The 11434-nt window shown below is 68.6% G+C and carries 9 protein-coding genes; 6 read left to right on the forward strand and 3 right to left on the reverse strand.

Annotated elements, in window-relative coordinates; translation table 11 throughout:
• Positions 1-236: 236 nt before the first annotated feature.
• Genes ACFTS5_RS24175 through ACFTS5_RS24190 form a run of 4 tightly spaced genes read left to right on the forward strand, consistent with a single transcriptional unit; the run spans position 237 to position 6129 of the window.
• Positions 237-1355: a hypothetical protein gene (locus tag ACFTS5_RS24175; protein ID WP_378634869.1), complete on the forward strand. Its 1119-nt coding sequence runs from the start codon at positions 237-239 to the stop codon at positions 1353-1355.
• 33 nt (positions 1356-1388) lie between these two features.
• Entirely contained in the window at positions 1389-2600 is a 1212-nt protein-coding gene (locus tag ACFTS5_RS24180) for an HpcH/HpaI aldolase/citrate lyase family protein (protein WP_378634871.1), read from the forward strand.
• On the forward strand, positions 2597-5296 hold the full coding sequence (locus ACFTS5_RS24185) for a phosphoribosyltransferase (RefSeq protein WP_378634874.1): 2700 nt from the start codon (positions 2597-2599) through the stop codon (positions 5294-5296). Before ACFTS5_RS24180 ends, ACFTS5_RS24185 begins: the two co-directional genes overlap by 4 nt.
• A 38-nt stretch (positions 5297-5334) precedes the next feature.
• Positions 5335-6129, forward strand: coding sequence for an HAD family hydrolase (locus ACFTS5_RS24190; protein ID WP_378635261.1), 795 nt, complete (start codon positions 5335-5337; stop codon positions 6127-6129).
• 46 nt (positions 6130-6175) lie between these two features.
• On the opposite strand, the gene ACFTS5_RS24195 is transcribed toward ACFTS5_RS24190, so the two are convergent.
• Genes ACFTS5_RS24195 through ACFTS5_RS24205 form a run of 3 tightly spaced genes read right to left on the reverse strand, consistent with a single transcriptional unit; the run spans position 6176 to position 8279 of the window.
• Positions 6176-6940, reverse strand: a complete 765-nt coding sequence (locus ACFTS5_RS24195) for an AIM24 family protein (protein WP_062990545.1) — start codon at positions 6938-6940, stop codon at positions 6176-6178.
• 4 nt (positions 6941-6944) lie between these two features.
• Complete coding sequence (locus tag ACFTS5_RS24200; protein WP_378634877.1) at positions 6945-7646, reverse strand: AIM24 family protein; 702 nt, start codon at positions 7644-7646, stop codon at positions 6945-6947.
• Positions 7647-7655: 9 nt separating this feature from the next.
• On the reverse strand, positions 7656-8279 hold the full coding sequence (locus ACFTS5_RS24205) for an AIM24 family protein (protein ID WP_378634879.1): 624 nt from the start codon (positions 8277-8279) through the stop codon (positions 7656-7658).
• Positions 8280-8478: 199 nt separating this feature from the next.
• On the opposite strand from ACFTS5_RS24205, the gene ACFTS5_RS24210 reads away from it, so the two are divergent.
• Both ACFTS5_RS24210 and ACFTS5_RS24215 read left to right on the forward strand, forming a co-directional pair.
• The gene (locus ACFTS5_RS24210; protein WP_378634882.1) at positions 8479-9834 is read left to right on the forward strand and encodes a TerD family protein; all 1356 of its coding nucleotides are present in this window, start codon (positions 8479-8481) and stop codon (positions 9832-9834) included.
• Positions 9835-9856: 22 nt separating this feature from the next.
• Positions 9857-11407: a TerD family protein gene (locus ACFTS5_RS24215; protein ID WP_378634884.1), complete on the forward strand. Its 1551-nt coding sequence runs from the start codon at positions 9857-9859 to the stop codon at positions 11405-11407.
• The last annotated feature ends 27 nt before the right edge of the window (positions 11408-11434 follow it).

Raw genomic sequence — 11434 nt, forward strand, 5'->3', positions numbered from 1 at the left:
CGCCGGGTACCGCTACGACAGTAATAGGTTTCGTGGATCTTGCGTAGGAACCGTCTGCAGCCCAGGTTAACGGGGTGAATCTCCTACCATCGACGGCAGTGAGTGGGCGAACCGCGGCCGTGGTTCGGAAAGGGGATGTGCCGGTGACACCTCGCAGACGCGGATGGTTCAGATCGGGGGCGGATCATGAGTGGATCAGCGGGGCGCGGGCCGCGGCATCGACCGCCTTTCTGGATATGGATCGCAGGCAGACGGCGGCGGAGGCGGGCGTGGTGGCCAGTGAGCAGGTCTTCCCCGACCGCCGGATCGGCGCGGTCTGGGAGCCGGTGCGCGCGCGGTGCTACGCCGCGGCGGGCGCGTATCTGAGTTTCACCGAGGAGCTCGACGCCGCCGAGGCCGCGGGCACCCCGATCGCGGACGGTCAGGCCAGGGCGGACGCGTTGGTCCGGCAGCTGAACGAGGCCGCGCGTGGGGTCGACGACTTCTACAACGCGCACCGCGCCGGCCTCGCCGAAGCCGCGACCGTGCGCGCGTCGGTGCCGCAGTTGCTGACACACGTGCGGGCCGAGGCCGAACAGGTGCTGGTCGCCGTCGCGTCGTCCGGATTCACGAATTACCCCTCGATCTCCGCGGGTGTAAGGAGGCTGAATGAGGCTCTGCTCACAGCCTCTTCCAGCGATCCCGGCACCTCGGTCGCGGCCGCGCGCGAGGCGGCGAACACCGTGCAACAGGAGACGGCGGAACTGTCGAATGCGTTGGCGCAAGCCCCTTCTCGTGCCTCGGCGGCCGCGAACGCGATCGCGTCGGTGACCACCCGCCTCGCTGCCGTCGGCAACCGCGCCGGCGCGCTCGGACACGCCTATTCCGCGCTGCTGCGTGAGTTCAGTGCTGCGAGTTCGGCGGACTTGACCAACAATGAGCGGGAAAGCCGTCGTGGCATGGACGCCGCCGACGAAGCGCTGGTCGGCGCGCGCGTCGCGGCAGCCGATCGTGATCCGGAGACCGCCCTTGATTTGACCGCCACCGCACGCGAGTACCTCGCCGAGGCCGAGCAGTTGGTCGACGCCGTCACCCGGCGCCTCGAATTGTTACGTGAGGTACGTACCGACCCCGAGGCTCAGGCCCGCACCGTACGATTCCGGCTGCGGGACGCGCAGATGCTCGCGGTCGACCGAGGACTGGTCGCCGAGTGGGGCTCGGTTCTCGATGCACAAGCAGAGCGCCTCGATCGCATCACCGCTGGACTGACGGGTCGTCATCCAGACTATTGGGCGTATGTGACCGAACTGGGTACCGTCGCAGAGTTCATCGCCGGTGTGGTCGAGCGCATCAGAAAACACGCTTCCGAAAAGTAGAAATGACATGGGTCGACAGATGAGGTGGGGGGAATGACCGCGGGCTACGCCATCGCACCGGAAGTTTGCTTGCGTAAGCAGGTACCGCTGCGCCATTTCCAGCAGTTGCAGGGTCCCCGCCGCCGGGAATTGTTCCTGGTCGAACCGGAGCCGATTCAGGGCCACGACGACCGGGAACTGCTGGCGACCGCGCTCGGCGCGACCCTGTATGTGCCCGCGACCCGCCCCGATCTCGCCGCGACGATTCGCCGACGCGCCGCGCGCGGGGTGTGCTCGATGGTGATCGACCTCGAGGACGCGGTCGCCGATCACCAGGTGGAGGCCGCCAAACAGCACGCGGTGGACACCCTGGATCTGCTCGCACGCGGCGAACACGCGAACCCGATGCTGTTCATCCGGGTCCGCGACGCGGACTCGGTCGGCGAACTGGTCGCCGCGCTCGGACCGGGCGCCGACGTGCTCACCGGATTCGTCTTCCCCAAGTTCGACGCCGTCAGCGGGCCGGCTTACCTGGCCGCGCTCGACGACGCCAACCGCAGCCTCGGCCGTCCCGTCTACGCGATGCCGGTGCTCGAATCGTCGAACCTGGTGCACCGCCAGACCCGGGACGAGCAGCTCTCGCGCATCGCCGATCTGCTCGCCGGACACCGTGAGCAGCTGCTGGCGGTGCGGATCGGCGCCACCGACATGTGCTCGACCTTCGGCATCCGCCGCGACCGTGACCTCACGATCTACGACGTGCGGGTGGTCGCCGACGTGATCGCCGACATCGTCAACTACCTCGGGCGCGTCGACGGCACCGGCTTCATCATCACCGGACCGGTGTGGGAGTACTTCGCCGATCACGAGCGGATGTTCCGGCCGCAGCTGCGCAGCGCGCCGTTCGAGGAATCCGACGCGGTGAAGTTCCGCCAGTACCTGGTGAGCCGTGACCTCGACGGCCTGCTGCGCGAGATCACCCTCGACCGCGCCAACGGCATCCAGGGCAAAACGGTGATCCACCCCTCGCACGTGGCCGTGGTGCACGCGCTGTCGGTGGTGACCCACGAGGAGTACGCCGACGCGCTCGACATCATGGCGGCCGATGTCGGTGGCGTCGCGGCCTCGGAATACCGCAACAAGATGAACGAGATGCGCCCGCACCGCAGTTGGGCCCGCCAGACGCTGGTTCGGGCCCGTGCGTTCGGGGTCGCGAACAAGGGAGTGTCTTTCGTGGACTTGCTGACAGCGATGATCGCCGAATGAGTACGTTCGAAACACCGTGGGCGACAGTGAATCTCGGCATCGAGCTGCACCACGGCGAGTCCTTCGCCGCGCGCTCGGCCGAGGACGACGTGCCGGGTGAGGTGCTCGCGGCGAGGTCGGCCGATGGCGTGACCGGTGAGAGCGTCGATGTCGCCGCGACCTCGGCCGAGAGGTTCGTGGCGTTGTCCGCCGAGAGCGTGCTGACGGGTGAGCTCGCGATCGGTGCGCTGGTGCAGCCGGGTCTGCGCCGCAATCCGCGGCGGGCCCATCTGCTGGTTTCCACGGTGCTGGGCAAGCACCTGCCGACCGATCCGCGCATCGTGATCGGTGCGGGTAACCGCTTGGCCGATCTGGTGCGCGAGGTGCTGGGTGATCGTGAAGCCGTGGTGCTCGGATTCGCCGAGACCGCTACCGGTCTCGGTCACTGCGTGGCCGCGCGGATCGACGCGGGCTGCTACCTGCACTCCACCCGCAGGCACGAGTCACGGGCCACCACACTGACCGGCTTCGAAGAGGGTCATTCGCACGCCACCTCGCACCTGCTCCAGCCCGCCCCCGCAGCGATCTTCGCCAACGATCTGCCGCTGGTGCTCGTCGACGACGAGATCTCCACCGGCGACACCGCCATCGACGCGGTCCGCGCACTGCACGCGTTCGCTCCCCGCTCGCATTACGTCCTCGCCTCACTGGTCGACATGCGCACACCTGCTGATCGGATCAAATTCGAAGCCGCCGCAGCCGAACTCGGTGCGCGCATCGACACGGTCTGCCTGGCATCCGGTCGCACCGAGCTACCGGCCGGGCTGATCGACACGGTGACCGCACTGCCCGAACCGCGGCTGAATCCGATCGCCACCGAGCGGGGTTCGTACGGACGCATCGAATTGACCTGGCCCGCCGACGTTCCCGAGGGCGGTCGGCACGGCACCCTTCGCTCGGACAACGCCGCCTTCGACGTCGCGGTGAAATCCATCGCCGACGAGGTGAACTCCCGCCTCGACGCCGAGTTCGCCGGCCGTCCGGTCATCGTCATCGGCCACGAAGAACTCATGTACCTCCCCTTGCGCCTGGCCGCCGACCTGGCCGACGCAGGCATCCCCGCCCGCTTCCAAACCACCACCCGTTCACCGGCATACGTCCTCGACGAACCCGGCTACCCCCTGCGCCGCGGCTTCCGGTTCACCGCCCCGGAACCCGACCCCACCGCCCAGCGCTACCTCTACAACGCCCAGTGGCCCGACGCGGACCCGGTCCTGCTGGTCGTCATCGATCCGCCCGCCGATACGCCGGAACTCGTCGCCCCTGGCGGCCTGGTCGACGTCCTCACCGCGTCGGGCGCCGATGTCCTGATCGCAGTCGTGCCAGGTGCGGATCCTCGTGCGCTGCACGCGGGCCGGACCGCTGAGCGAGTGGCCGGGACTGCGTCACTGTCGGTGTCGTACAACGATTCCGCCACCAGCGCGAACGCGCCGAGTCGCAAGGAATCGACCGTGGCGACCGATTCCGCGGGCCGTGCGGAACACGGTGGCGGCTCGAGCTCTGCCGCGGCCCCGAAGGAGCCGGGTGCGGGGCCGTTCCCCGAAGCCCTGCACGGCCCCGCGTTCGGTTCGTATGCGCCCGAGGATGTTTCGTGGCTGCTGAAAGATCTCTCGGACGCCGATCTGGAAGCCGATGTGACGGAACGCGAACGGCGCATCCAAGCCGGTGTGGCCCATTACGCCGAGTCGTTGCCCGTGGAGTTCCAGCCCGACGCCGAATATCGCGAGCTCTTCGATCGCGTGCTGGCCGACAGCGCCGAGCGACTGGCGCTGGCCGTCGCGACCGTGGCCGAACTCGTTGTCGCCGAACGTGGTGCGAACGTGGTCCTGGTGTCGCTGGCCAGGGCGGGCACGCCCGTCGGCGTGCTCATGCGGCGTTGGCTCGTCAGCGGGATCGGCCGCGAGCCCCTGACCGTGCCGCATTACGCGGTCTCGATCGTTCGTGATCGCGGTATCGACGCCGTGGCGCTGGACTACCTCGCCCGCCATCACGATCCGTCCTCGATCGTCTTCGTCGACGGCTGGACCGGCAAGGGCGCCATCACCCACGAACTCACCGCCGCCCTGGACGACTATCACGCCGCCGGTGGCGCCCGCTTCAACGACGAGCTCGTGGTCCTGGCCGATCCCGCCAACTGTGTGCGCACCTACGGCACCCGCGACGACTTCCTCATCGCCTCGGCCTGCCTCAATTCGACGGTGTCCGGCCTGGTTTCACGGACGGTCCTCAACGACAGCCTGATCGGCCCCGGCGAGTTCCACGGCGCCAAGTTCTACCGCGACCTGATCGACGCCGATGTCTCGAACCAGCTGATCGACACCGTCACAGCGGCTTTCGACGCGATCAGCGACAAGGTTCCGGCCGCCGTCGCCGCGATCCGGGATTCCGACCGCACCCCGGACTGGTCCGGTTGGGCCTCGGTGGAGAAGGTTCGCGCCGAATACGGCATCAGCACAGTCAATTACGTGAAGCCCGGCGTCGGCGAGACCACTCGCGTGCTGTTGCGCCGGGTACCGTGGCGGGTGCTGGTCCGCGAGGCAGACGCACCGGAGCACGCCCACATCCGCCTGCTCGCCGCGGCGCGCAATGTCCCGGTGGAAGTGGTCCCCGACCTGGCCTACTCCTGCATGGGCCTGATCAAGGAGCTACCCCGGTGACCGCCGAGTCCCTCTTCGCGACCGATCTGGATCGCACGATGATCTTCTCCCGCAACGGCTTCGGTGGCGCCGAAGCCGTTGCGAAGGAATGTGTCGAGTACTACGAGGGTGAACCGCTCTCCTACATGACCAGCACCGCGATCGCGGCCTTGCGCGAGCTCGCCGCCATCGCCCCGGTGATCCCCACGACCACCCGCACGATCGAACAGTTCCAGCGCATCACCCTGCCGGGCGCCCCCTGGCGATACGCGATCACCAGCAACGGCGGCAACATCCTCGTCGACGGCATCCCGGACCCGGCCTGGCGCGTCGCCATCGATGACCAGGTCAACGCCTCCGGCGCTACCCTCGCTGATGTGGGCGCCGAATTACGTTCCCGCATAGACGATTCCTGGGTCACCAAGTACCGCGAGGCCGACGAGCTGTTCTGCTACCTGGTGGTCCGCCCCGACGAGGTCCCCGCCGGTTTCCTCGCCGAATGGGACACCTGGTGCCGCGCCAACGGCTGGTCGGCGTCCCAGCAGGGGCGCAAGATCTACACGATGCCCGACGCCGTCTGCAAGAGTCTCGCCGTCGCCGAGGTCCGTCGCAGGTTGACGGAATCCGGCGAATTATCCGACGGGGCGACGCTGTTCACCGCGGGCGACGGCGCGCTGGACGCCGAGATGCTCACGGTGGCCGACGCCGCGATCCGCCCCCGCCACGGCGAACTGGAAGAACTGAACTTCACCGCCCCCAACCTCACGATCACCACCTCGTCGGGAATCCTGGCGGGCGAGGAAATCCTCGAATGGTTCCACGCGGCGGCAGAGCGCACCACGGTGCCGGCGTAGGCAGCCGAAAACCCGGGCGCCGCAACGGCACCCGGGTTCGACGTGCTCAGTAGTGCTGCTGCTGACCGGCCAGCTGCTGGGCGATCACACCTTGAATGCGCTGGAGCCCACCCACCGTGACGCCGCTCTGGAGCTGCCCCTCGATGGTGCGGACCAGGGCGTTGTCGCTCATGATCTTCTCGGTCGACTGGATCAGCACCGTGCCCGCGCCGGTGAAGTCGAACTGCCGTTCCTCGCCGGAGTTGGCGCCCATCCTGGCCGCGCCCGCCGCGAGGAAACTGCCGATCCAGCCCTGGTCGTAGTGGTGACTGGGCGACGGGCAATCAGCCCAGCCCACCAGGGACTCGGGGTCGACGCGCAGCGGCGGTTCGGCGAACATCACCGGCCCGTTCGACGACGCGAGGAACTTGCCGGTGCCGATCAGCGTGAGGAACCCGGGCACGATCGACTGCTTGAGCGCCAGTCCGGGCTCGAAGGCCAGCAGGTTCGCACCACGGATGGTGAGGTTGCCTTCTTCGAGGTCATAGGAATTGATGTCGTAACCGCGGTCGCCGATGATCAGCTTGCCGTGACCCTGCGCCACCACGTAGTCGCCCGCGAACAGCGGCGCGGAGAACTGGCTGCTCACCATGTGCATCAGGCCGCCCTGCAGCCCGTGCGTGAGCATCTGGAACTCGATCTGCCCGTAGTAGGCGATCATCGCGCCTTTGCGCATGAACCAGGGTCCGGTCAGGTCGATGCAGTAGGCGTAGCTGTTGCCCGGAATGTTGTCGCTGGCACCGAGATTCATCGGCGAGAGGATTTCGCTCATCGGTTCACAACTTCTCTTCGGAGGCCTGCACGTACACCACACCCTGTCCGTGGCAATGCAGTTGCATCGCCTCGCCCGCGCCGCGACCCACCGCGTCGCGCCAGCTCATCGCCGACTTCAGCTCGGTCTGCACGTTGCCGTACGCGGCGACGAACGCCTGCGGGTCGACGACGATCGGATTCGGTCCGCCCACTTGCAGTTCCAGGAAGCCGCCGTGCGCGAGCAGCACCGCCGAACCCTGTCCGCTGAGCTGGGTGGTGAACATGCCCTGCCCGGTCGCGACGCCCGCCGCGGCACCGCGCAGCGCGCCCATCAGACCGCCGCCGCCACCACCGCTACCGCCCGAACTGGCGACCGACACCACGGAAGCCTGCAAACCGGCCGACTGCGCGAGCAGGCGTGAAGCCTCGGCCCGCAACACCGCGCCCGGCTGCATCTGCACCACGTGCACCTCGAGCCCGGCGAATCCGTAATGGACCTCACCGTTGCCCTGCGCCAGCATGGTCCGCTCGTGCTCACCGGCCATCATCTGCCCGGCCATCCGCATCAGACCGCCGCCGCCCATGCCCTGACCGGCGCCGGGAATCTGATGCGGTGCGAACGCGACCTGACCCGTGTAGAACAGCATCGCGCCGGACCGGGCGACGACGCCGCCCGCCTGGCCGACGTTGACTTTGACGACCTTGCTGTTGACCTTCTCGAACATCGCCCGCCCCTACCGTTCCGCCGGCTGGATCAGCACGACACCCTGGCCGTCGAACCGCAGCGAGAACGCCTCGCCCGCATCCTGCCCGACCATCGACCGCCAGGAAACGTCGGTGATGAACGACTGGTTGAGATTGCCGCGCGAGGCGACGAACGCGTCGGGATCCACGATCAGCGGAAACTGCGGCGACACCTCGAGGTGGATCAGCGGCCCACCGGCCGACAGCAGCGCCACCTGGCCCTGCCCGCTGACCGTGGTGGTGAACAGCCCGCTGCCCGCCGACATCCCGCCGACCCCGGCGAACCGCACATCGGTGCGCAGATTGCCCGCGAAGGCCAGCAGCTGCTGCGACTCGACCTGGAGCGTCTCGTTGTTCAGGTTCACCACGGTGACGTTCTGGCCGTTCACCGCCAGGAACACGCGCCCGTTGCCGTTGCACTCCATCAGTGACAGTTTCTCGCCGGTGGCGCGGCGCTTGAGGCCGTTGAGTACGCCCTCGCCGCCGCCGAATCCGGCCGATTTGAACTGGACATTGCCTTCGTAGGCCACCATCGAGCCGGAGATCGCGCGGATACTCGTCCCCGCGAGCTGCGCCTCGATCACCTTCTTCGACTGTTCGAACAATTGCGCCATGACAGGTGTGTGCCCGTCCCCTCTGCGAAGGCGGTTCTACCGCCCGTTCCGACTGCGACGTCACCCTAACCGATCAGGGGAAAGTACGCCCGGGCCACAGAGCACGGACGCGTGCGGCCGGTTTCTCGTAGAGTGACAAGCACTGCCGTGGAACACCCACCAAACGACAAGCTCCATTTCACGACAAGAAGGGTCGAACTTGTCTGCAACACTCGCCAAGGGCCAGAACGGCCCGCTGGCCGTCAGTGACGTGGTGATCTCGCTCCAGGTCACCGCGCCGGCCGACCTCTCCGCGCTGCTCGTGACCGAGCAGGGCAAGGTCCGCACCGACGCTGATTTCGTCTTCTACAACCAGCCGAGTGGGCCGGGTGTCGATCTGCGCCCCGGACCGGCGGGTCAGCCTGCCTCACTTGCTGTTTCGCTGTCCGCGGTGCCCGCCGACATCGATCAGATCCGCGCGGTGATCACCCTCGACGACGCGACCAGCAATTTCGGCCGCTTCGCGCCGCCCACCGCGCTGGTCTCCGATGCTTCGGGAAACCAGCTGTTCAGCTACCAGATCGACGGCCTGAACGCCGAGTCGATCGTGATCGCGCTCGAGCTGTACCGCCGTCAGGGCAGCTGGAAGGTGCGCGCGGTCGGCCAGGGCTACGCCGGCGGTTTCGCCGCGCTGGTCACCGATCACGGTGTGCAGGTGGATGATTCACCCGCCCAGGCCGCCCCGCAGCAGGCCGCGCCCGCGCCGCCTCCGCCGCAGCAGGCCCCGCCCGCCTACCCGGCGCAGTCCGCGCCCAGCTACCCGCAGCAGGCCGCACCCGCCTACGCCCCGCCCGGCGGTGGCTACCCGCCGCCCCCCGGCCCGGCCCAGCAGCCGCCCGGTGGCGGCTACCCGCCGCCGCCCGGACAGGGTTACCCGCCGCCCGCGCAGGGCGCGCCGCAGCAGCCCGCGGGCGAGATCAGTTTGAGCAAGGATCGCCCGGTCAGCCTGCAGAAGGGCCAGCGGGTCACGCTGCGCAAGGAGGGCGGCGCTGCGCTGACCTTCGTCAAGATGGGCCTCGGCTGGGACCCGGTGCGCACGCGCGGGATGTTCGGCAACCGCACCGTCGACATCGACCTCGACGCCTCGGTCTGCCTGTTCGCCGACCAGAACCTCGTCGACGTGGCCTACTACGGCCAGCTGTCGTCGAAGGACGGTTCGGTGCGCCACCAGGGTGACAACCTCACCGGTGAGGGCGACGGCGACGACGAGATGATCCTCGTCGACCTCACCAGGATCCCGGCGCACATCACCACGCTGCTGTTCATCGTCACCTCGTACAAGGGCCACTCCTTCGAGCAGGTGCAGAACGCGTTCAGCCGCCTGATCGACGGCACCACCAACGGTGAGCTGGCCCGCTACACCCTCGCGGGCGGTATGCCGTTCACCGCGATGGCGATGGCGAAGGTGTACCGCGTCGGCAGCGACTGGAAGATGCAGGCGCTGGGCGAGGGCTTCAACGCCAAGCACCCCGGTGAAGCGGTGCCGCAGCTGGGCCGATTCCTCGGCGGTAATTGAACCAAGACAGGGCAGACACACCGTGATTCACCTGAAGGCGGGGCAGAACACTGCTCTGACTGCTGATTCCGTGCGCTTCACCGCGCAGACCACCGGCACCGTCGAACTCGGGGCGCTGGTGGTCGGCGAGGATCTGCGGGTTCGCGACGAGCACGATCATGTGTGCGCGTCGCGGCCCGCGGCCCCTGGCGTGAGCTTCGCGGGGACGGCGGTGGATCTGACGCTGTCGCAGATCAGGTCCGACGCGCATGCCGTGCTGCTGTTCGTCGCGGGCGGGCACGCGCTCGGACCGGTCACCGCGTCGCTGTACGAAAACGGTAGCCCTGCCGCGGAATTCGTCATCTCGCCGACCGCGGGCGAGCGGGCGCTGATCTGCCTCGAGGTGTACCGGCGCGGTGGTGGCTGGAAGTTGCGGGCGCTCGGTCAGGGTTACGCCGGTGGCTCCCCGCAGCTGCTCACCGCGCACGGCGTCACCGCGCCGGAGCCCGCACCCGCCCAAGCCTGGCAGGCGGCGCCGCTCGCGCCGCCAACCGCTCCCACCGAGACGGTCGCGAGACCCGCACCCACCTCGGGCATTCCACTCGAAGTCGACCACGGACTGCAACGCATGTGGATGATCTTCGAAGACGCCGCCCGCTCCGCCGCCGCCCTGGTCTCGGCGCGCGACTACGCGACCAAGCGCCTGGATCAGGAACTCTCCGAAGCGGTGTCGAACCCGGCGACCCGCAACACTCCCGCGGCCGACGCGGCCCGCGCGCAAGCGCAACGCCGGCACGACGAACTGGTAGCGCTCGCCGACGCCGACCATCGCCGCGACAGCGACCAACTCGGCCTCGAGATCGCCGAAGCCGACGCCGCCATGCCCGCCGCGCTGGCCTCCTGGCTCGCTCCCGCGTGGACCACCCGTGCCGCTCGCAGCGACGGGATCCGCCTCGGCGAGCTGTATGCGCTCGACCGCGGTGGCCTGCGCGTACCGTATTGCGTTCCGGTACCGCTGAATCGGCCGCTCTGGGTCGATACCGAATCCACCGCCGCGGCCTCGCGCGTGGTGGGCGCCCTGGTGGCCCGGCTGGTCGCCGCGATCCCCGACAAGCCGACCAAGGTCGACCTGATCGACCTCACCGGCGGTCTGCGCACCCTCGCCGCCCCGCTCGCCCCGCTGCTGGCAGGCCCGGTGATCGCCGGCCACGGCGACATCTCCGCCCGCCTCGCCGAACTCGCCCACGCCGCCGAGCTCGCCGACATCGCCTACAACAGCGGACAAGCCGTACCTCCCACCGAACATCGCATCCTCGTCGCCGCCGACTTCCCCCACGGCTACCAGAGCAGCGACGTCGTGCGCCTGGGCCAACTGATGGTCCGCGGCGACCTGATCGGCCTGTCCCTGGTCATCGTCGGCGGCAACGGCGAATTCGGCGACGGCCCGGTCGATCTCCTCGCCCAGTCGTGCCGGCACCTCCCGACAATCCCCGGCACCCCCTTGTTCGACCCCTGGACCGGCAACGCCTGGGAGCTCGACCTCGACATGCTCCCCGCCGAACCCGAACTCCAGGCCCGCTACCTGCGGATGTAGACCGGCACGTCTCGTCACCGCGCCTGC

It is taken from the genome of Nocardia sp. NPDC056952, from assembly GCF_042674185.1.
GTDB lineage: Bacteria > Actinomycetota > Actinomycetes > Mycobacteriales > Mycobacteriaceae > Nocardia.